Raw genomic sequence first — 19,964 nt, 5'->3', positions numbered from 1 at the left:
CTAAGGGCAAGGTAAAGACCGCCACTCGCTTCGCTCGTGGCGGTTGTGGGGGTGTCACACCGGGAACGGCCTCACGTCCGGCTCGACCCAACCCACTCGCGCCTCATCTGATGCCAGCGTCCGCGATTCGTAGAAGTGCGTCAGCAGGCGCTTGTTCAGTAAGCCCGGGTTGCGGCCGACGAGCTCGTCGAAGCTCTCGTCCGGCGCCTCGTTCATGTGGTACGCCGTCAGCTCCACCCACGCCCGGCTGACCGTGGCGTTGTACTTCTGCGGCGCGCCCGCGTAGCGCGCCGTCTGCTGGATCCCGTTGCTGACCAGATCGACCGCGCCGGCCGTCCCGCAACGTCGTACGGCGAGCCAGGTCAGCCGCACGTGCTCGCGGTGGCCGAACCGCTCGGCGGTCGACAGCACTTCACCCATCAGTTCCTCGAAGGTGTCCATCTCCCCACGTTCGGTACGGCGGGGGCCGCCCGCAACCGAGTTTCCGGAAGGGGGTTGTGTAGAAGACGGTAACGATATATCGTTAGTGTCATGAACAATATCGAGGAGGATATTATGAACACCCCCAACGAGATCAGAGGCCGCCGCGGAGGCGGCCACCATCACCCCCGTCGCGGTGGACCGCGAATGGGAGAAGGCATGCCGATGCACGGCGGACGCGGTGGCCCCCGGGGCCGCGGTGGCCGGGGACCGGAGCGTGGCTCACGCCGCGGTTCCGGCCGTGGTCGCGCCCCGCGCGGCGATGTCCGAGCGGCCGTCCTGATGCTGCTTGCCGAGGAGCCGATGCACGGCTACCAGTTGATGCAGGCCATCGCAGACCGCAGCGACGGACGCTGGACCCCCAGCCCCGGCGCGATCTACCCGACCATCAACCAACTCGAGGACGAGGGCCTGGTCACCGTGACCGCGGAAGCCGGCCGCAAGCTCGTCACACTGACCGACGCCGGTCGCGAGTATGTCGAAGGGCGCCGCGAGACATCGGTCGACCCGTTCGCTCCGTTCGCAAGCACCAGCCCTGGTGCCGACCTGCGCGGACTGCTCGACGAGTTGGCCTCAGCCACCCGGCAGGTCGCCCGCACCGGCTCCGAAGAGCAGCGCACCGCGGCTGCCAAGATCCTGGCCGAAGCACGCCGCTCGCTCTACCTGCTGCTGGCTGACGCCCCGATCCAGACCGAACAGGACCCCGAGGACTGAGACCTGCGTCACCGCAGGGAACGTCCTGACCGAACGACTCCTCTTCGCAGATGTCAGGTACATCTGAGGAGGGGTCGGGATGGGGTCTCGAAGAATCGTCGCAGGCGTGCATGTCCTGCTTGCGGCGCTGCACATCTACTGGGCGACCGGCGCCACCTGGCCCGCGCCCGACGAGCGATCACTCTCCCGAGCGGTCCTCGGTGTTGAACTGTCATTCGCTCCACAGGTGGTGCTGCCGCTGGCAGCGCTGCACCTACTACTGGCGTTCGCGGTATTCCGGTCCGACCGGTCCGCTCTCTGCCGTGCCGTAGTAGCCGGCCTCGCTGCGGGGCTGGCCACCCGGGCCGCTCTCGGGCTGGTGTGGATCTTTACCGACAGTGCGTTCTATTGGCTCAATCTGCTGGTCTACACACCGGCCTGCATCGCGCTGTGTGTTGCCGATGTGAGGCTGCTGCGAGTGCGCTGGCTGAAGGCAGCCGTAGTCGCCGGCCCAGTGGCTGCGGTGACAGTGCTTACTCTGATCGCCTACGTCTACCAGCCGGCGGAGCAGGCGCATCCGGCCGCGTCGGCTGACTCGCGGTACGTCGAGACGCCGCTGGCCCGCTTCCACTACCTGCAACGCGGCACCGGCTCGCCCGTGGTGCTTCTCGCACCTGGCGCATCGCCTGCCTCCGCATGGGATGCCGAGCTCGCGACTCTCGCGCACGACCACACCGTCTATGCCGTGGACCTTCCCGGCCAGGGTGAGACTCGTCTGCACGACGAGCGGTTCGCGTTCGATCTGGACGGCATGACCAACGCGATTGGTCAGTTCCTTGACGCGCTGCGGCTCGAGAGCGTTGTGCTCGGCGGCAACTCGTGGAGCGGCGGCTGGGGACTCGCTTATGCACAACAGCATCCGGACAGGGTCAGCAAGCTTGTCTTGCTGGCCCCGTCCGGTCTGGACGTGTCGGACGTCTGGAGCTGGGAGATCCTCAAACAGCCACTGATCGGCGAGGCACTCGCCAAGCTGACGGCGAACCGCAGCATGGTCGAGGCGGCAGTCCGCAGCCTCTTCGTGCACCAGAACCTGGTCACGCCGCAGCTCATCGACTCGATGTGGGTCCCCGGAACGTATCGTGACAACGTGCGATCCATGTACGCCCTCGAGCGCCGCCTCGACTGGAGCGTCACCGAGAAAGCACTCCCGTCGACGCGGCAGCCCACGCTCGTGCTGTGGGGCGATCGCGACACCGTGTTGCCGGTCGCGCAGGCCGCCCGCTTCGGAGAGTTGTTGCCGAACGCAACCGTCCGGGTCTTGCCGGGTTGTGGACACGCGCTCACCGTCGACTGCGCCGACCGGGTGACCCCGTTGCTGAGTGCCTTCGTCAGATGATCGACGAGCAACTCGTCCGCGCAGCGCAACGCGGCGACACGGTCGCGATGAACGACGTGCTCGACGCGCTCACGCCGTACGTCGGGAGGATCTGCGGGCCGATCGCGCTCAACGACGGCCCGGACGCGGCGCAGGAGGCGTTGATCGCGATCTTCCGTGGACTGCGCGGCCTGGAGAATCCGGCCGCGCTGTTCGGCTGGGCTCGCGCGATCGCCGTACGCGAGGCGGTTCGGGTTGCACAGCGCGGGCAGCGGCAGGAGCCGGCTGAGTTGTCGGAGCTGCCTGCGGCTGACGATCCGCAGCTGCTGGTCGACGTACGGGATGTGCTCCGGCGGTTGTCGCCGGAGCATCGTGCGGTCCTGGTACTGCGGGACCTCGAAGGAATGGGCGAGGAGGCGGCGGCCGCCGTACTCGATGTCCCAGCAGGTACGGCGAAGTCGCGGCTGCACCGGGCGCGGGCGAGCTTTCGGAAGGCGTGGAGATCATGACGGACTGGCCGACCATCGAACTGACGGACGTCGAGCGGTTCCGCGCCCTCGCCGCGGGCGTGCCCGGTGCCGCGGTGACTGAGCGCGTCCTGCCTGCCGATCCCGATCAGGTGAAGGCGATGCTTGCCGACCTGGATGTCTTCGCCGAGCTCCAGGCCGACTTCGTGTCGGCGACTGTGCTCGAGCGTTCCGGCGACCGGGTCGTCGTACTGGCGAAGGGCCGTCGCGGCCAACGTGCCCGGCTGGTGGGGCAGTTCCGGCCGGGGTGGTGCTGGTTGCAGAGCCGGTTCGTGATCATCGGCATGGCGGTCGCGGCCGAGCCGGGCGGTGGTACTCGCGTGGCCCTCACCGGTGGCATTCGCGTACCGGGCCGTGCGGCGCTCGTGCCGATCCGGGTGCGGCACGAGAGTGCCAGGACCTTGGAACGTCTGGAGCGCTTGCTCAGGGCTTGAGTACGCCGGCCGGCAGTGCGGCGAGCAGGGCGTCGGCGTGGCGGCGGTAACCCAGGTTGTTCGGGTGGAAGGCGTCTGGGGCGAGCATGCCGCGCCATGGCGGGCGGGCGTACCGGGAGACCTCGGCGACGGGCAGTCCGCGGGATGTGGCCGAGTTGCTGATCAGCTGGTTGATGCCGGCGACGTACGGGCTGACTGCTCCACCTACTCGCCAGAGCCGGTCCGGAACGGTCAGGTCCATCACGACGGACGAGGAGGGGAGCCGGTCGATCACCTGACGCAGGTGGTCGCGGAGCCGCTTCGGTGGCGTAGCGAGGATGTCGTTGCTGCCGATGCCACAGGTCACCAGCGCCGGGGCCAGTCCGTCCAGCAGTGGCAGTTGGTCGTCGAGGACATGTCGCGTCTGCGCGCCGGACCGCGACAGGTTGAGCACCCGCCACGGCGTGCCCTTCCGACGCAGCGCATTCAGCACCTGTCCGACGTACCCGTGCAGCGGCGACGAGGCGCCCAGCCCCTGCGCCGTCGAGTCACCCAGCACGACCCAGAGTGGTCCGTCGGCCGACAGTGCGGCCGAGTTCTGCCGGTTCCAGTACTCCGCGTATGTCCGCGCCTGCACGTCGACGTACGCCACGCCGTCCACCCACCGCTGAATCGCCAACCGCGAACTGGTCCGCTCAGCCTGCCCCCACCGCATGATCCCGCGATGTAAAGCCCCAATAGGCGTAGTCCGCTCACGCCCTCGCTGCAGCAAGAACATCGATCCCCCCAGAGGTGAACAGCAGGTGACCGATGAATGTACAGGCGGAAGGTTAACAACCCTCAGACCTGCGGGCCGGGCCCTGACGACGAGCCCGGCCCGCTCTTCCGGTTTCAAGCGGAGCGGTCGCGGCGGCGCTGGATTCCCAACGAGATACCGAGGCCCGCGCCCCCGAGCGCGATTCCGGCGAGTACTCCGAGCCCGGCCGAGCTCAGGTCGACCGAGTCGGAGACCTCTGCTGATGCCGGCGGCTGCGACGGCACCGGCGGGTCCGTCGGGGCCACGTACGAACCGTGCGGGGAAGGATCCCGGGGCTGGTACGCCATCGCCGGAGCGACTGTGGTCAGGGCGGCGGCGACGAGCGCTCCGCCTGCGGCCAGCCGGCTGAGTCGGCGGGTCATGGACTGCTTCGAGTTACCTGCGTGCTTGGTGTTCATGGCTTCCTCTCCTCTTCCGGCGGGATCTCCGTGGTCGGCGATCCGGTTGCGCCTCGAGGTTTGGATCCGTTGTCCCGCTCGGCGGTATCGGCCCGGCGGACGCCGGTATCAGCGCGGTATCAGCCCGGGGCCGGTGCCCTTGACGGGTGTTCCCAGCGGGTGGAGGGTCGAAGAGTGGGTATCGCCGTACTCGGCCCACTAACCATCGAGGGGGAGTGGAAGAACCTCGCACGGCGGGACCGGATCGTTCTGGCCGCGCTCGCAGTGCACCCGGGGGAGGTTGTCAGCGCTGGGGTTCTAGCTGATGTTTTATGGGGAGAACGACCGCCCGCCTCGGCGGCCAAAGTCATCCAGGGCTGCGTGGTCCGGCTACGCAAGGTCCTCGGCAGCCATTCGATCGAAACGTCGCCGGACGGTTACCGCCTGACCATCCCGCACGACCAACTAGACAGCCAACGCTTCGAACGCGCCGTCGGGCGGGCCGGAGTGCTGCTCGCTGGTGGTGAGGCAGAGCGTGCTGCTGTGGTGCTGTCAGACGTACTGACGCTGTGGCGCGGCACGCCGTTCGACGAGGTCGCGGAGTGGGACTCCGCCCGGATCGAGGCTGCCCGACTGACCGAGCTACGGCAGGTCGCCGAGGAGATGTACGTCGAGTCGTCCTTGCGTTCTGGTGGTCAGGACGGCGTGCTGGCCAAGGCGCAGGCGCTGACCGCGGAGGCACCACTGCGCGAACGGAGATGGGCTCTGCTGGCGACGGCGCAGTACCAGACCGGCCGACAGGGCGAGGCGCTGGAGACGCTCCGGCGGCTGCGGATGGTGCTCGGCCGAGAGCTCGGACTCGACCCCAGTCCGGAGATCGATGCGCTGGAGCAGGCCATCCTGCGCCAGGACCCCGCGCTGCTCGGACCGGTCGCGCTGCCGGAACCGAGTGCGAGCTGTCCTTACCAAGGCCTGAAGCCGTACGACGTCGACGACGCCGAACTGTTCTTCGGCCGCGACACCGAGGTCGCCGCCGGACTCAGGAAGCTGTCCGATCGTTCGATCCTCGCGGTCGTCGGGCCGTCCGGATGTGGCAAGTCCTCGCTGATCCGGGCCGGCGTGGCCGCGACCTTGCGGCAGGACGGCGGCCGGATCGTGACGATCACGCCCGGCCTCCATCCGATGCAGGCACTCGCCGCTGCGATGCCCGGCGAGGGACCGTCGCCGACGCTGGTCGTCGATCAGTGCGAAGAGGTCTTCTCGGTGTGTCAGGACGTCAGCGAACGTCAGGCCTTTCTGGCCCGCCTGACAGCGCACGCGACCAGCGCGTCGCTGATCCTGTCGTTCCGCGCCGACCGGCTGGCCGACATCGCAACGCACCCCGGGTTCGCCCGGACGCTGGAAGATGGCCTGCACCTGCTCACCGGCATGTCCGACGAAGAGCTGCGGACGGCGATCACTGAGCCCGCGCGGCAAGCCGCTCTGGTCGTAGAACCGGGCCTGGTCGACCTGCTGGTGAGCGAGGTCGCCGGACGGCCCGGAGCCCTGCCACTGATGTCCCATGTCCTCGCCGAGACTTGGCAGCGTCGCGAAGGCCGCACCCTGACCGTCGCGGGCTACCAGGCATCCGGCGGCATCCAAGGTGCGGTGGCACAGTCCGCCGAGCAGGTCTATGCACAACTGACGCCGGAGCAGCGGCCGTTGTTCCGCGCGCTGCTGCTTCGTCTGGTCACTCCCGGCCCCGACGGCCAACCGGTTCGCAGCAGGCTGCCGCGACGTACGGTCGTCACCGGCCCCGAGTCGGAGCTGCTGATCGATCTGCTCATCGCTTCGCGCCTGGTTACCAGCGACGACGGTGTGGTGGAGCTGGCTCACGAAGCTCTGGCCAGGGCCTGGCCACGCCTTCTGGGCTGGCTCGACGACGACCTGGAAGGTCAGCGGATCTTCCACCATCTCACCCAGGTCGCCGACTCCTGGGATTCCTTGGAGCGTCCGGAGAGCGAGCTCTACCGCGGCGTCCGGCTCGCGAAGGCGCTGCAGTGGCGGGACGACGCACACCCGGACCTCACGGATACCGAGCGGGAGTTCCTCACCGCGAGCGAACGCCTCTCGGTCGCGGAGCTCCGGGCCGCCGAGGAGCAGGCGCGCCACCAGATCCGCGTCAACCGCCGCCTCCGTACGGCGCTCGGCACAGCCGCCTTTCTCCTCGCCGGGGCCCTGATCGCCGGATTCCTCGCGGCCGGCCAAGCTCAACGAGCCGACCGCCAGGCCCTCGCCGCCAAACAAGCGGCCGTCGTGGCCGATGCGGGCCGGGCCGGCGCAAAGGCCGTCGTGGAGACCGACATCGACACCTCGCTGCTGCTCGCGATCGCCGCGGTCCGCATGAACGACTCACCGGAGTCCCGCTCCAGCCTGCTGGCCACGATCGCCAAACACCCACAGCTGATGACCTCGGTCGAGACCGAGAAGGTGGATTCCTATGGCCTCGAGGTGAGTGCGGACGGTCGCCGGGCCTTCATCTACTCCGCGAGCGGGCATGTCCTCAGCTACGACCTGACCAACGGCACGCAGGTTGCTGCGTACAAGCCGCCGAACCGATCGCGTGGCGCGAACCATCTCGACTTCCTGGACCCCATCGCGCTGAGCCCGGGCGATCGCGAACTGGCCGTCGGGACGCCGCCCCCGACCACCGAACCGGTGGTGTTGCTCGATCCCGCGACGTTGAAGCCGACGGGCCGCCGCTTGCCGGGCTTCAGCAAGACACCTGCCCGCGCGACGCACGTCGGCTACAGCCGCAACGGGCGCTCGCTCGTCGCGGTGATCCAGTACTACGGCGACGGCATCGCGAACGACTTCAGCAGCGGCGCCGTCTTCATCTGGGACATCAGCCCGGGCCGCGCGCCGTCTGTGCGGCGAATCACGCCGCTGGCGGCCGCATCCGTTCAGGACGCAGTACTCAGCCCGTCCGGCGACCGGATCTACCTGAGCAAGCCGGCCTCGGCGTACGACGTTGCTACTGGCAAACAACTGTGGTCGCAACCGGATCTCGTCTTCACCCAGGCCGATGTCGCGCGGGACGGGAAGACCTTGGCGTTCGCCGGGGAGGCGAGGGATACCGCCGGCCGCGACTACGACAAGGTCGTGCTGGTGGACACGGTGACCGGCGCAACCCTGCGCCGGATGGACGGTCACGGGGCCAATCCGCTCAATGCCCATTTCTCGCATGACGGCAAGTCGTTGGTGTCGGTCGGAGCCGACTATCGGGTCGTGGTCTGGGACACGGCCAGTGGAGCGCCGGGCGAGAACATCCCGATCGCCGAACGCGACAGTTTGACCGCCGCCTTCGGGCCGCGGGACGACAAGCTGTACACCTCGGCAGGCGACAGCGCGCTGCGGAGCTGGGATCTCACCGGCAGCAACCGGCTTCTGAGCGAGCAAAGGGCTGCGCCCGTTTTCGCCTATGGATGCCGCTTCATCGCCCCCGGCGGGAGGAGCTATTTCCGGCTGCTCAACTCCGACGCCGCCTATCTCGATCCGGGCCAGCCGGCCGGCGTCTTCGTCGATACCGTCACCGGAAAACTCGTCCGGTTCGACGCGATCCCCCTCGGCGAGACGACGAACAGTTGCGGTACCTGGCACCCGAGCGGAGCCAGGTTCGCGCTCGGCAATGCCACCGGGGAAGTCTTCGTCGAGGATGCCCGCACCGGCCACCTCCTGGCCAGGCAGAAGGTCACGGCCGCCAAGATCCAGGACCTCGACTACAGCGGACGCGACGGCAGTCGATTGGTGGTCGGTGACGAGTCCGGCCTCGCCGCGCTCCTCGACAGTGCCACGCTCCGACCGGTCGGCAAGCCCGTTCAGGTCGGTGGACCGATCGCGTGGTTGTCGGCGAGCCCGGACAACCGGTCGGCGTTCCTGGTGATCGGGGGCCGCAAGATCTCCGACCGTCTCGACGCCCCGTCCGATCGGTGGGCGTTGGTAGACCTGATGGAGGGGCGCGTCGTCCGACGCGGAACCTTCCCGATGAGTGTCCCCAGCATCGTGACATTCGCGCCGGACGGGACACGGGTGGCCGTCGGCAGCGAGAAGGGAGACGTACTGCTACTGGATCCCACCACCGGCGAGAACCTCGCCGCACCGCGGATCGTCCACCAGGGGTGGGTGAATGGGATTGCGTTCTCTCCGGACAGCTCGCTGCTGGTCTCGTCCGGATGGGACGGCGGCGTCGCGCTCTTCGACGGAAAGACGGCTGCGTTGCTCGGCACGATCATGACGCCGAACCAGCAACTCGTCACGGCCGATTTCCTGCCGGACGGCCGTACCGTCGCGATTGCGGCGTACGACGACGGCGTCTATCACTGGGACACCCGGCTGGAGCACACGATCGCGATGGCGTGCCGGATGGCCGGGCGGCAGTTGACGGCCGACGAGTGGCGGGAGAACTTCGGGGCGCGGCCGTACGTGAAGACTTGTTAGAGGGCGCGGAGGAGGACCAGGCAGCGGGCGGCGAGGGGGACGGTGGCGCCGGCTTCTACTTCGGTGACCATGCTGTGGCTGGTGTCCAGGACTACCTCGTACGCCGGGGCCCAGGACGCGTCGGGGACTACGACGGGCTGGGTTTGGGGGGTGGCGTTCAGGGCCAGGAGGAACGAGCTGTCGGTGAGGGCGTTGCCTTCGGTGTCGGTGGCTCGTAGGGCGTCGCCGGCCAGGAACATGCCGATGGTGCGGAGGTTGCCGTCGAACCAGTCGGCGTCGGTCATTTCGCCGCCGTGGGGCGCGATCCAGGACAGGTCCTTGCGGCCGCCGGATACGACGGGCTGGCCGGAGAAGTAGTGCCATTGGCGCAGCGCGGGATGGGCTGAGCGCAGGGCGATCAGCTGCTTGGTCAGCTCGAGCTGGTCGGACCAGGCTGCGGGCAGCGACCAGTCGAACCAGGAGATCTCGTCGTCCTGGCAGTAGGCGTTGTTGTTGCCGTGTTGCGTCCGGCCGCACTCGTCGCCGGCGGTGATCATCGGTACGCCGGTGGACAGGATCAGCGTCGACATCAGGTTCGCCATCTGCCGTTTGCGCAACGCGATCACGCGGCGGTCGTCGGTCTCGCCCTCGACGCCGCAGTTCCAGGACCGGTTGTCGTCGGTGCCGTCGCGGTTGTCCTCGCGGTTCGCCTCGTTGTGCTTGTGGTCGTAGCTGACCAGGTCCCGCAGGGTGAACCCGTCGTGCGCGGTGACGAAGTTGATCGACGCGTACGGGTACCGCCCGTCGTCGCCGTACAGGTCGCTGGACCCGGATAACCGGTATGCGAGGTCTTTCACGCCGTCGGAGGTGTTCCGCCACACGTCGCGGACACTGTCGCGGAATTTACCGTTCCACTCCGACCACGGCGGGCCGAAGTTGCCGACCTGGTAGCCGAACGGGCCGACGTCCCACGGCTCGGCGATCAGCTTCACCCGGCCGAGCACCGGGTCGGCCGCGACCTCGGCGAGGAACGGATGGCCGGGGATGTCGACCTCGTGCCGCTCGTTCCGCACCAGCGTCACCGCCAGGTCGAAGCGGAACCCGTCGACGCCCATCTCCTCGACCCAGTAGCGCAGCGAGTCCATCACCAGGGCCCGCACCTGCGGGTGCGAGGTGTCGACCGAGTTGCCGGTCCCGGTCACGTCGTACATCGCGGCGCCGTGGGCGAGCCGGTAGTAGGCACGGTTGTCGATCCCGCGGAAGCTCAACGTCGGTCCGTCGAACCCGCCCTCGGCGGTGTGGTTGTAGACCACGTCGAGGATCACTTCGATGCCCGCGGCATGGAACGCGGCGACCATCGCCTTGAACTCGGCCACCTGCTCACCGCGCGAACCGGACGACGAGTACGGCGCGTGTGGCGCGAAGAAGCCGAGGGTGTTGTAACCCCAGTAGTTCGGTAGCCCGCGCGCGGCGATCGACGGCTCGGTCAGGAAGTGGTGGATCGGCAACAGCTCCACCGAGGTCACGCCGAGCTCGGTCAGATACCTGATCACCGACGGATGCGCGAGTCCGGCGTACGTGCCCTGTTGGTGCTCAGGTACGTCGGGATGCCGCTTCGTGAACCCCTTCGTGTGTAGCTCGTAGATGACCGTCTCGCCCCAGTGCACCGGCCTGCTGATCGGCGGCGGCGGATCGGAATCCGCGACCACGACGCCGACCGGGACGTGGCCGGCCGAATCGCCGTCGGACGAGTCGTAGATCAGCGGGCTGGCGAAGTCCAGCGAGCCGTCGACGGCCCGGGCGTACGGGTCGAGCAGCAGCTTCGACGGGTTGAAGCGGAGACCGTGCGACGGGTCGAACGGCCCGTGCACGCGGTACCCGTACCGCTGCCCGGCGCCGACACCCGGCACGAACCCGGTCCAGAACTCACCGGTGTGGCTGAGGTCCAGGTTCCGCTGGCTGCCGTCGTCCGCGATCAGGGCCAGTTCGACCCGTTCGGCGGCCGGAGCCCACAGCGTGAAGGTGGTCCCATCGGTCTGGACCACTGCGCCCGGACGCGGACCAGTGCCGGCGCTCGGGCCGGAAGCACTCGGGGCGGCGGTCGCTTCTTTCACCGGCACATTCTGCACAGTTCGGGGTGAGTTCTCGATAGTGAGGTACTTCTGTTCGTGAGACGGTAGTTGCGAACGCCTGTGCGCAGTGATACGCAAGGACCGTTACTAATTTACCCACAGGGTTGTAGGGGATCTCATGTCGGAAGAGCTTGCCGGTCTGACCGTGGGTCTGATCGGCGCGGGCAACATCAGCCATGTCCACGTGGCTGCGTGGAAGGCCCTCGGGGCCCGCGTCCTGGTGCACTCGCTGGAGGGTGCCGAGGAACTGTCGGAGCAGTACGGGCTGGAGGTCGCGGCGACGCTGGACGGTTGCCTGGCCGAGGCCGAGTTCGTCGACATCGTCACGCCGTCGGCGACGCACAAGGAGATCACGCTGGCCGCGATCAAGGCGGGCAAGAACGTGATCTGCGAGAAGCCGCTGACGCTCACCGCGGCCGACTCGCACGAGGTGATCGACGCGGCGCGGGCGGCCGGCGTCCGGTTGTACCCGGCGCACGTGGTGCGGTTCTTCCCGGAGTACAAGGCGGCGTACGACGCGATCCAGGCCGGGCGGATCGGTGAGGTCGCGGTGGCACGGTTCTACCGGCAGGCGTCCTCGCCCGCGGGTGCCGGCTGGTACCGCGACGTGGCCCACTCCGGCGGTGTGATCATGGACCTGATGGTGCACGACCTCGACCAGGCACGCTGGCTGTGCGGCGAGGTGACCACGGTGTACGCCGCGCAGAACCCGCCGACCGTCGACGGGATCAGCCCGGTCAACGTGGCGGCGCATGTCACGCTCACGCACGAGAGCGGCGCGATCAGCCACTGCCGGGCGACCTGGGGGGCGACGGGTACGACGTTCCAGACCGGGTTCCAGGTGGCGGGGTCGACCGGCGTACTGAAGTTCACGTCGGAGGGCGACACCGGGTACAAGGAGGAGCTGCAGAACGGTGGTGCCGGCGGCGACCTGCTGATTCCGGCGTCGACGCTGGGGGAGAGCCCCTACCTGACGCAGCTGCGTGAGCTGGCCATCGGGCTGCGCGGTGGACCGGAGCCGCGGGTCCTCGCATCCGACGGCGCGACCGCCGTCTATCTGGCCGAGGCGGCGCGTGCGTCGATGGAGTCCGGTCAGCCGATCGACATGAAGACCTTCGTCTCGAGTGGAGCAGTGGCATGACCCTGAAGGTTGCTCTGGCTTCGTTTGCCCACGTCCACGCCGGTTCCTACGCGCACCTGCTGGCCGCGATGCCCGACGTCGAAGTACTGTCCGCCGACCCCGACGGTGCGTCCGCACCGGACGAGGGGCCGCGGGGCGCCGAGCTGGCCAAGCTGTTCGGCATCCCGTACGTCGACACGTACGACGAACTGTTCGACTGGGGACCCGACGCCGTCATCGTGACGTCCGAGAACGCCGGCCACCGCGCACTGGTCGAGCGGGCCGCCGCAGCCGGCGCACATGTGCTGTGCGAGAAGCCGCTGGCCACTGAGGTCGCTGACGGCGAGGCGATGCTGGCCGCGTGCGAGGCGGCCGGCGTGATCCTGATGGTCGCGTACCCGGTCCGGTTCGCGCCGTCGTACCTGCAGCTGCGGGCGAACGTCGAAGCGGGTCGGCTGGGCGATGTGTTCGCCGTACTGGGGACGAACAACGGGAAGATCCCGTACGCCGCGCGCCAGTGGTTCGTTGACGCCAAGCAGGCTGGTGGGGGCGCCATGGTCGACCACACTGTGCACTGCGCGGACCTGATCGACGGCCTGACCGGCGGTGCGTCCGCCACCCGCGTGTACGCCGCGTCGAACCGCATCCTGCATCAGGACAAGGGAGTCGAGGTGGAGACCGGCGGCCTGGTCACGATCAACTACGACAACGGGCTGATGGCAACCATCGACTTCTCCTGGAGCGTCCCGGACAACGGCCCGACCTGGGGCGGCGTCTCACTCCAGGTGACCGGCGCCAACGGCTCGGTCGAGATCGAACCGTTCCTCCCGCACGTCGGCGGCACCGACGCCAACGGCGAGGTCTTCCTCGGAATCGGCGGCAACCTGGACGAGTCGATGCTCGACACGTTCCTCGACGCCGTCCGCACCTCAGGCCCGTCCAAGGCCGGCACCGCGCCCGCCGTCATCCCCCAACCCGACGGCGCCGTAGGCCTCCGCACCCTCAAGATCGTCGACGCCGCCCGCCGCTCCGCGGCATCTGGCCAAGCCGTAGACCTGTAGTCGCACCACCGCTCTCCTCGCCGCGTCTGCTGCCACAGGCAGCGGAGGCGGCGTGCGGTTGTTTGCTCTGGTCCGGTACGGTTCCCGAGATGTGACCCGTGGGTAGTCGCGAAGGAGCTGGGTTATGGGTGAGTTCGTCAATCTGACCGTGAGTGATGGGGTCGGGACGATCCGGCTGGATCGGCCGAAGATGAACGCACTGAACGTCCAGGTCCAGGAGGAGATCCGGGCCGCCGCCACCGCAGCGGCCGAGGACGACGCCGTACGCGCAGTAGTCATCTACGGCGGTGAGCGGGTGTTCGCGGCCGGCGCGGACATCAAGGAGATGGCCGACATGTCGTACGCCGACATGGCCAAGCGCTCCGGCCCGTTGCAATCCTCGCTCTCCGCCGTCGCCGCGATCCCGAAGCCGACCGTTGCCGCGATCACCGGATATGCGCTGGGAGGCGGTTGCGAGCTCGCGCTCTGTGCCGACTACCGGATTGCCGCCGACGACGCCAAGCTCGGTCAGCCGGAGATCCTGCTCGGCATCATCCCCGGCGCCGGCGGCACGCAGCGCCTGTCCCGGCTGGTCGGCCCGTCCAAGGCCAAGGATCTGATCTACACCGGCCGCTTCGTCGACGCCGCCGAGTCGCTCGCCATCGGCCTGGTGGACAAGGTCGTACCCGCTGCCGAGGTCTACACCGCGGCCGTTGCCTGGGCCTCGCAGTTCTCCCGCGGCGCCGCGATGGCACTGCGGGCGGCCAAGGAATCGATCGACTCCGGACTGGGTGTCGACCTGGCCACCGGCCTGGAGATCGAGCGGCAGCAGTTCGCCGCGCTGTTCGCCACCGAGGACCGCGCGATCGGCATGACGTCGTTCGTCGAGAACGGTCCTGGCAAAGCTGAGTTCAAGGGAAAATGATGTCTGCTACTTCGAAGCCCGCCGCGTCCGCCGAGGACATCGAGGCGGCCTGGAACGACAACAAGCTCGCCCAGGTGCTCTATCACGACTGGGAAGCGTCGACGTACGACGAGAAGTGGTCGATCTCGTACGACGAACGCTGCGTCGACTACGCCCGCGACCGCTTCACCGCGGTCGCCGGCTCCCGCGGCTGGCCGTACGGGAAGTCGCTCGAGATCGGCGCCGGTACGGGCTTCTTCACGCTGAACCTGAAGCTGGCCGGCGTACTCGACGAGGCGCACGTCACCGACCTCTCGCCGGGCATGGTCGAGGCCGCGAAGAAGAACGCGAAGACGCTCGGCTTCGCGATCGAGGGTCAGGTCGCGGACGCGGAGAAGCTGCCGTACGACGACGACACGTTCGATCTCGTCATCGGGCACGCGGTCATCCACCACATCCCGGACGTCGAGCTGGCGTTCCGCGAGATGCTGCGGGTGCTCAAGCCCGGCGGCCGGTTCGTGATCTGCGGCGAGCCCACGCGGTACGGCGATTTCGTCGCGCGTCGACTGTCCCGCTTCACCTGGTGGGCGACGACGAACGTGACCAAGCTGCCCGCGCTCGCGCACTGGCGTCGGCCGCAGGAGGAGCTGGACGAGTCCTCGCGGGCGGCTGCGCTCGAGGCGGTCGTGGACCTGCACACGTTCGACCCGGACACGCTGGCGCGGATGGCGACGCGGGCAGGTGCTTCGCAGGTCAAGACGGTGACGGAAGAGTTGCTGGCGGCATGGGTCGGGTGGCCGATCCGGACGTTCGAGGCCGCCGTACCGGAGCAGAAGCTCGGGTTCGGCTGGCGGATGTTCGCGTACAAGTCGTGGCTGCAGCTGTCGAAGGTGGACAAGGTGCTGTCGACCGTCGTGCCGGACGAGCTGTACTACAACGTCTCCATAACCGGGGTAGCGCAGTAGGGTGTGTTGATGCGGTTGCTGTCCGTGGCGAATCTGCGCTGGGTGGTGCGCCATCGGGCGTGGACGCCGTACTACCTCAAGCGCTACTGGCGGTTCGCCTGGTTCAAGCTGCGCCATCCGCAGGTGATCACCGAGGGTTTCGTTTTCCTGGGCAAGCACCTGGAGATCGTGGCGCGGCGCGGTCACGGCCGGATCATTCTCGGCAAGTGGGTGCACCTCGGTGACGAGACGCGGTTGCGTGCGCACGAGGGGACGTTGCGGATCGGCGACAAGGTGGTGTTCGCCCGCGACGTCACCGTGAACTGCTATCTGGATGTGGAGATCGGCGCGTCGACGTTGATCGCGGACTGGACCTACATCTGCGACTTCGACCACAAGACCGAGGACCTCGACCTGCCGATCAAGGACCAGGGTCTGGTGAAGTCCCCGGTCCGGATCGGTCCTGACTGCTGGCTGGCCACGAAGGTGACGGTCACGCGCGGTGCCGACATCGGCCGCGGTACGGTGATCGGCGCCAATAGCGTTGCCCGCGGCAACATCCCGGCGTACTCCGTGGCCGTGGGGATCCCGGCTGCCGTCGTCGCGGATCGCACGGCCCGGTTCACTGCGAACGCAGAGCGACGTAAGTACCTGGCCGGACTGGCTGCGGCCAACGACAGGACCAGCGCTCAACTCCGCGCCGGAGCGATCCCGACACCGGCCGAAGACGTTCCGGAGACCCCGTCTGAAACCCCGTCTGAAAACCCGCCGGAGGCTCCTCGGAGCGTCGGTGAGGCGGATGCGGGTGGTGATGAGGTAGAAGCAGGTGGTGAAAAAGAGAACCGTGAGGGGTTCTCAAGTTACTCACCAGTCGGGCACTATGGCCCCCACGTCCGGTCGGACGCCCACGACCGGTTGAGCGTCGGAGAGGAGAAGTAGCGTGGCGGATCCGGCTGCGATCGATCCGGCCGATCCGGCCGCCCGGTCGTTGCTCGACCAGGCCGCGGCCGACGACTCGATCACGCAGGCCAGGACGCGTGCGGTCGACCCGGTGCCGATCGTCGTACCGGTCGTCGTGCAGCAGTCAGCACCTGCCGGCGCTACGTTGGAACCAGTGCTTGAAACAAACGAACCAGACATGGGCGTGAACGGACGGATGAACACCGAAGCACAGGCAGCGGACGGCAGTACTGCGGAACCGGCACCGGTAGCGGGTGCCCGCCGCCGGCTGTCACCGCGCCCGGTCCCGGTCAGTCGGCGGAGGAGACCGCCGGCCGCAGCGACCGAGGTGACCACCGGCAAGGTGGCCACGGACGAGGAACGGACCCCGGCTGAGGAGATGGACGACGTGGGTACGCAGGACGAGAAGGGCACGGCCGGCACGACGCCGGACAAGGACGCCGGTACGGGATCCGAGGTGAGCGCTGGACTGAGCACTGACGCGACCGGTGGAGCGGGCGCGGCGACCGGCTCGGGTACGGCGACCGCGACCAAGACGGCTCGCCCGAAGACCGCGGCGGAGATCGTCGCGGAACAGCGTGCGCGGGAGAAGGCGGCGGCCGAGGCCCCGTCGGGTGCGGCCGCCTCGGAGGATGCCGCACCCGGGCAGCCGGCCGAGACCAAGGACAAACCCGCGACCGGAACCACTTCGGCGACCGCAGCGGTCACACCGGTTGCGAAGCCTTCCGGCCCGACTGGTGCCTCAGGCAACAAACCGCCGACGGCCCGGGGCGGAGCATCAGGCTCGTCGGGCTCGGGCAAGGGCAAGCAGGCGTTGTCCTCGGTCGGCTCCGGCGTACGGAAGCTGCGGAACCTGATCGCCTCGCTGATCTGGTTGATCGCGGTGCTCGCGGCCGCAGTACTGGCGCTCGGCGCGCTGTTCACCGCGCTGGACCAGACCAACCAGAGCAACGAGATCGTGCGCTGGATCCTCGAGCGCGGTCACGACCTGGTCGGCCCGTTCAAGGACCTGTTCCGGCTGGAGACCGCGAAGAACACCCTGCTGGTCAACTGGGGTATCGCGGCGCTGGTCTACCTGATCGCCGGCAAGATCGTCGAGCGCATCATCCGGCCGTAGCTACCAGGATCAGATCGAGAGATCCGTCCAGGTCGCCTGGGCGGATCTCGAAGTCTGTGTACGTCGTACTCCGCACGAGCGCGGCCAGGTTGTCGTCCCACTGGTCGTGCTCGGCCGCGAGCTGAGCATCCACACACGATCCGTACTGCGCCTCCCATGACGTCAGCCGCTTGCCGTGGTGGAGCCCGAGCGCGTGCGTGATCTCGAAGTACGGCTCGAGCAGTTCGATGAACTCGGCGGCGGTCAGCTCGCGCGTGTGATACCAGTTCCCGCTCGGGAAGGTGAGGCGGTTCGGCGTACTCAGGACGACGGTGCCGCCCGGCGCGAGGATGCGCGCGCACTCCGCGATGAACCGCGGCTGCTCCCAGAGATGCTCGATCGTCTGCAGCGAGGTGACGACGCCGAACGCGCCGTCCGCGAACGGCGTCTGGACGAGATTGCCCCGCACGACATTGGTCTGTGGATAAACCCGGCGGACGTGGCGCAACGTCGTATGTTCATAGTCGAGACCGGTCACGGAGTCCGCGCCCGCCAGGCGGAGCAGCTCCGCGCCGTAGCCCTCGCCGCAGCCGGCGTCGAGGATCCGGCCGGTCGGCTTGGTCAGAAGTTGGGCCGTGATCCAGCGATAGGCCGCATCGTGGCGCGCGAACCAGTAGTTCTCGTGCCAGATCCCGGGTGCGGTCCTCTCGCCGGTGAGCGGTAACGTCTCGGTCACCTGAGTCAGAGTAGTCGTGGCCGGAACTGTGATGGGACTCGCATGGTGCTTATGTTTCTCGCGAGTAACATCCGTGGCAGGCTTGGGAGAGACCGTTAACCAGAAGGGGTCCCACACGCTATGAAGATCGTCGTCTGCGCGAAGTTCGTGCCGGATGCCACGGCGGACCGCCGCTTCCGCTCCGAGGACAACACGGTGGATCGTGCCGGTGTCGACGGGTTGCTGTCCGAGCTGGACGAGTATGCCGTCGAGACCGCGTTGACCGTGAAGGAGTCCGGGGACGGTGAGGTGACGATTCTCACCGTTGGTCCGGAGCAGGCTGCTGACGCGGTGAAGAAGGGTCTGCAGATGGGCGCCGACGCCGGCGTGCACGTGGTCGACGACGCGATCCACGGTTCGGACGCGGTCGCCACCTCGCTGATCCTGTCGAAGGCGCTGGCCAAGCTCGAGGCCGACCTGGTCGTGTTCGGGATGGGCTCGACCGACGGTGGCATGGGTGTGGTCCCGGCGATGGTGTCGGAGCGGCTCGGGCTGCCGGCCGTGACGCTGGGCTCGGAGGTGACCGTCGACGGGCAGACCGTCCGGATCCGCCGCGACGGCGACACGGCGAGCGAGACGATCGAGGGCACGCTGCCGCTGGTGCTGTCGGTGTCCGACCAGGCGAACGAGCCGCGGTACCCGTCGTTCAAGGGGATCATGGCCGCGAAGAAGAAGCCGGTCGAGACCTGGTCGCTGGCCGATCTGGAGCTGACGCCCGAGCAGGTCGGCGGCTCGTCGGCGTGGACCGAGGTGGTCGAGGTGACCGCGCGTCCGCCGCGTAGCGCCGGCACGATCGTCACCGACGAGGACGGCAGCGGCGCCACCGAACTGGTCGAGTTCCTGTCCACGAACAAGTTCCTCTGAGGAGCGGGGTCTTAGTTATGTCGAACGTTCTGGTTCTGGTTGACCACGCCGCGGGCAAGGTCCGCAAGACGACCGCCGAGCTCCTCACGATCGCCCGCCGTCTGGGCGAGCCCGTTGCGGTATTCATCGGCGAGGGCGTGCAGGATGCCCTGCCGGCCCTGGGGCAGTACGGCGCGACCAAGGTGATCGCGCTGACGAACCCGGAGCTGTCGCAGTTCCTGGTGGCGCCGAAGGCCGAGGCGTTGCAGCAGGTCGCGGCCAAGGTCGAGCCGTCGGCGATCCTGATCTCGTCGAACGCCGAGGGCAAGGAGATCGCGGCGCGGCTCGCGGTCAAGCTCGACTCGGGTCTGATCACCGACGCCGTCGACGTGCAGGAAGGTCCCGTCACCACGCAGTCGGTGTTCGCGGGCAACTACACGGTCAAGTCGAAGATCACGCACGGGACGCCGATCATCACGGTGAAGCCGAACGCTGCGACGCCGGAGGCCGCCGAGACGTCGCCGGAGGTCGAGGAGTTCGACGTGTCGATCTCCGACACGGCGAAGACGGCGCGGATCACCGAGTCGAAGCCGCGGGAGGCGACGGGTCGTCCGGAGCTGACCGAGGCGGCGATCATCGTGTCCGGTGGTCGCGGTACGGGCGGTGACTTCGGTCCGGTCGAGGCATTCGCGGACTCGCTCGGCGCGGCCGTTGGTGCGTCGCGGGCGGCGGTGGACTCGGGTTGGTACCCGCACGCGTACCAGGTCGGGCAGACCGGCAAAACGGTGTCGCCGCAGCTGTATGTCGCGGCGGGTATCTCGGGTGCGATCCAGCACCGCGCCGGTATGCAGACCTCGAAGACGATCGTCGCGGTCAACAAGGACCCCGAGGCCCCGATCTTCGAGCTGGTCGACTTCGGCGTCGTCGGCGACCTGCACAAGGTCCTCCCGACCGCTACCGAAGAAGTCACCAAGCGCAAGTCCTGATCCCGCAGTACGTGGTTCAGCTGGCCG

The 19,964-nt window shown here is 68.2% G+C and carries 18 protein-coding genes; 13 read left to right on the top strand and 5 right to left on the bottom strand.

Annotation, left to right across the window (positions count from 1 at the left end):
• Window positions 1-54: 54 nt before the first annotated feature.
• Window positions 55-441 (bottom strand): hypothetical protein, encoded by a 387-nt coding sequence (locus FDA38_RS39890; RefSeq protein ID WP_202878048.1) that lies wholly within the window; start codon window positions 439-441, stop codon window positions 55-57.
• Between the two features lie 321 nt (window positions 442-762).
• On the opposite strand from FDA38_RS39890, the gene FDA38_RS39885 reads away from it, so the two are divergent.
• From FDA38_RS39885 to FDA38_RS39870, 4 genes are all read left to right on the top strand, one after another.
• Window positions 763-1,194 carry a PadR family transcriptional regulator gene (locus tag FDA38_RS39885; protein ID WP_202878047.1) on the top strand — a complete coding sequence of 144 codons (432 nt, stop codon included), beginning with the start codon at window positions 763-765 and terminating at the stop codon, window positions 1,192-1,194.
• Between the two features lie 79 nt (window positions 1,195-1,273).
• The gene (locus FDA38_RS39880) at window positions 1,274-2,569 is read left to right on the top strand and encodes an alpha/beta fold hydrolase (protein ID WP_137259384.1); all 1,296 of its coding nucleotides are present in this window, start codon (window positions 1,274-1,276) and stop codon (window positions 2,567-2,569) included.
• Complete coding sequence (locus FDA38_RS39875) at window positions 2,566-3,057, top strand: RNA polymerase sigma factor (RefSeq protein WP_137259383.1); 492 nt, start codon at window positions 2,566-2,568, stop codon at window positions 3,055-3,057. Before FDA38_RS39880 ends, FDA38_RS39875 begins: the two co-directional genes overlap by 4 nt.
• The gene (locus FDA38_RS39870) at window positions 3,054-3,509 is read left to right on the top strand and encodes a hypothetical protein (protein ID WP_137259382.1); all 456 of its coding nucleotides are present in this window, start codon (window positions 3,054-3,056) and stop codon (window positions 3,507-3,509) included. The genes FDA38_RS39875 and FDA38_RS39870 overlap by 4 nt, the downstream gene beginning before the upstream one ends.
• On the opposite strand, the gene FDA38_RS39865 is transcribed toward FDA38_RS39870, so the two are convergent.
• On the bottom strand, window positions 3,499-4,203 hold the full coding sequence (locus tag FDA38_RS39865; RefSeq protein WP_170990024.1) for an SGNH/GDSL hydrolase family protein: 705 nt from the start codon (window positions 4,201-4,203) through the stop codon (window positions 3,499-3,501). The genes FDA38_RS39870 and FDA38_RS39865 overlap by 11 nt on opposite strands.
• Window positions 4,204-4,379: 176 nt before the next feature.
• A complete protein-coding gene (locus FDA38_RS39860; protein ID WP_137259380.1) occupies window positions 4,380-4,703 on the bottom strand; it encodes a hypothetical protein in 324 nt (107 codons plus the stop codon).
• Between the two features lie 174 nt (window positions 4,704-4,877).
• Here FDA38_RS39860 and FDA38_RS39855 point away from each other — a divergent pair, with 174 nt between their 5' ends.
• Complete coding sequence (locus FDA38_RS39855; RefSeq protein ID WP_137259379.1) at window positions 4,878-9,158, top strand: nSTAND1 domain-containing NTPase; 4,281 nt, start codon at window positions 4,878-4,880, stop codon at window positions 9,156-9,158.
• On the opposite strand, the gene glgX is transcribed toward FDA38_RS39855, so the two are convergent.
• Complete coding sequence (gene glgX / locus FDA38_RS39850) at window positions 9,155-11,182, bottom strand: glycogen debranching protein GlgX (RefSeq protein ID WP_380092102.1); 2,028 nt, start codon at window positions 11,180-11,182, stop codon at window positions 9,155-9,157. The two genes, FDA38_RS39855 and glgX, sit on opposite strands and share 4 nt — an antisense overlap.
• Before the next feature lie 205 nt (window positions 11,183-11,387).
• Between glgX and FDA38_RS39845 the strand changes: the two genes are divergently transcribed.
• The 6 genes from FDA38_RS39845 (at window position 11,388) to FDA38_RS39820 (ending at window position 17,354) form a co-directional block, all read left to right on the top strand.
• Window positions 11,388-12,410 (top strand): Gfo/Idh/MocA family protein, encoded by a 1,023-nt coding sequence (locus FDA38_RS39845; RefSeq protein ID WP_137259377.1) that lies wholly within the window; start codon window positions 11,388-11,390, stop codon window positions 12,408-12,410.
• Complete coding sequence (locus tag FDA38_RS39840; RefSeq protein WP_137259376.1) at window positions 12,407-13,450, top strand: Gfo/Idh/MocA family protein; 1,044 nt, start codon at window positions 12,407-12,409, stop codon at window positions 13,448-13,450. Before FDA38_RS39845 ends, FDA38_RS39840 begins: the two co-directional genes overlap by 4 nt.
• A gap of 124 nt (window positions 13,451-13,574) precedes the next feature.
• A complete protein-coding gene (locus FDA38_RS39835) occupies window positions 13,575-14,354 on the top strand; it encodes an enoyl-CoA hydratase/isomerase family protein (RefSeq protein WP_137259375.1) in 780 nt (259 codons plus the stop codon).
• Window positions 14,354-15,298 carry a class I SAM-dependent methyltransferase gene (locus FDA38_RS39830; protein ID WP_137259374.1) on the top strand — a complete coding sequence of 315 codons (945 nt, stop codon included), beginning with the start codon at window positions 14,354-14,356 and terminating at the stop codon, window positions 15,296-15,298. Before FDA38_RS39835 ends, FDA38_RS39830 begins: the two co-directional genes overlap by 1 nt.
• A gap of 9 nt (window positions 15,299-15,307) precedes the next feature.
• Window positions 15,308-16,216 (top strand): acyltransferase, encoded by a 909-nt coding sequence (locus FDA38_RS39825; RefSeq protein WP_137259373.1) that lies wholly within the window; start codon window positions 15,308-15,310, stop codon window positions 16,214-16,216.
• A 1-nt stretch (window position 16,217) separates the two neighbouring features.
• A complete protein-coding gene (locus FDA38_RS39820; protein WP_137259372.1) occupies window positions 16,218-17,354 on the top strand; it encodes a hypothetical protein in 1,137 nt (378 codons plus the stop codon).
• On the opposite strand, the gene FDA38_RS39815 is transcribed toward FDA38_RS39820, so the two are convergent.
• Entirely contained in the window at window positions 17,341-18,069 is a 729-nt protein-coding gene (locus tag FDA38_RS39815; RefSeq protein WP_137259371.1) for a class I SAM-dependent methyltransferase, read from the bottom strand. The two genes, FDA38_RS39820 and FDA38_RS39815, sit on opposite strands and share 14 nt — an antisense overlap.
• Window positions 18,070-18,189: 120 nt before the next feature.
• Here FDA38_RS39815 and FDA38_RS39810 point away from each other — a divergent pair, with 120 nt between their 5' ends.
• On the top strand, window positions 18,190-18,972 hold the full coding sequence (locus FDA38_RS39810; RefSeq protein ID WP_137259370.1) for an electron transfer flavoprotein subunit beta/FixA family protein: 783 nt from the start codon (window positions 18,190-18,192) through the stop codon (window positions 18,970-18,972).
• A gap of 17 nt (window positions 18,973-18,989) precedes the next feature.
• On the top strand, window positions 18,990-19,937 hold the full coding sequence (locus FDA38_RS39805; protein WP_137259369.1) for an electron transfer flavoprotein subunit alpha/FixB family protein: 948 nt from the start codon (window positions 18,990-18,992) through the stop codon (window positions 19,935-19,937).
• The last annotated feature ends 27 nt before the right edge of the window (window positions 19,938-19,964 follow it).

The organism is Kribbella jiaozuonensis (assembly GCF_005233875.1).
GTDB classification, from domain to species: Bacteria; Actinomycetota; Actinomycetes; order Propionibacteriales; family Kribbellaceae; genus Kribbella; species Kribbella jiaozuonensis.
The sequence above is the reverse complement of the archived record's forward strand: the minus strand, read 5'-3'. Positions and strand labels throughout refer to the sequence as shown.

Bases quoted from the DNA above. Each gene is read 5' to 3' on its own strand.
- FDA38_RS39875 (WP_137259383.1), top strand. From the start codon at position 2,566: ATGATCGACGAGCAACTCGTCCGCGCAGCGCAACGCGGCGACACGGTC.
- FDA38_RS39880 (WP_137259384.1), top strand. From the start codon at position 1,274: ATGGGGTCTCGAAGAATCGTCGCAGGCGTGCATGTCCTGCTTGCGGCG.
- FDA38_RS39810 (WP_137259370.1), top strand. From the start codon at position 18,190: ATGAAGATCGTCGTCTGCGCGAAGTTCGTGCCGGATGCCACGGCGGAC.
- FDA38_RS39825 (WP_137259373.1), top strand. From the start codon at position 15,308: ATGCGGTTGCTGTCCGTGGCGAATCTGCGCTGGGTGGTGCGCCATCGG.
- FDA38_RS39835 (WP_137259375.1), top strand. From the start codon at position 13,575: ATGGGTGAGTTCGTCAATCTGACCGTGAGTGATGGGGTCGGGACGATC.
- FDA38_RS39860 (WP_137259380.1), bottom strand. From the start codon at position 4,703: ATGAACACCAAGCACGCAGGTAACTCGAAGCAGTCCATGACCCGCCGA.
- FDA38_RS39865 (WP_170990024.1), bottom strand. From the start codon at position 4,203: ATGCGGTGGGGGCAGGCTGAGCGGACCAGTTCGCGGTTGGCGATTCAG.
- FDA38_RS39805 (WP_137259369.1), top strand. From the start codon at position 18,990: ATGTCGAACGTTCTGGTTCTGGTTGACCACGCCGCGGGCAAGGTCCGC.
- FDA38_RS39840 (WP_137259376.1), top strand. From the start codon at position 12,407: ATGACCCTGAAGGTTGCTCTGGCTTCGTTTGCCCACGTCCACGCCGGT.
- FDA38_RS39845 (WP_137259377.1), top strand. From the start codon at position 11,388: ATGTCGGAAGAGCTTGCCGGTCTGACCGTGGGTCTGATCGGCGCGGGC.
- FDA38_RS39830 (WP_137259374.1), top strand. From the start codon at position 14,354: ATGTCTGCTACTTCGAAGCCCGCCGCGTCCGCCGAGGACATCGAGGCG.
- FDA38_RS39890 (WP_202878048.1), bottom strand. From the start codon at position 441: ATGGACACCTTCGAGGAACTGATGGGTGAAGTGCTGTCGACCGCCGAG.
- FDA38_RS39870 (WP_137259382.1), top strand. From the start codon at position 3,054: ATGACGGACTGGCCGACCATCGAACTGACGGACGTCGAGCGGTTCCGC.
- FDA38_RS39885 (WP_202878047.1), top strand. From the start codon at position 763: ATGCTGCTTGCCGAGGAGCCGATGCACGGCTACCAGTTGATGCAGGCC.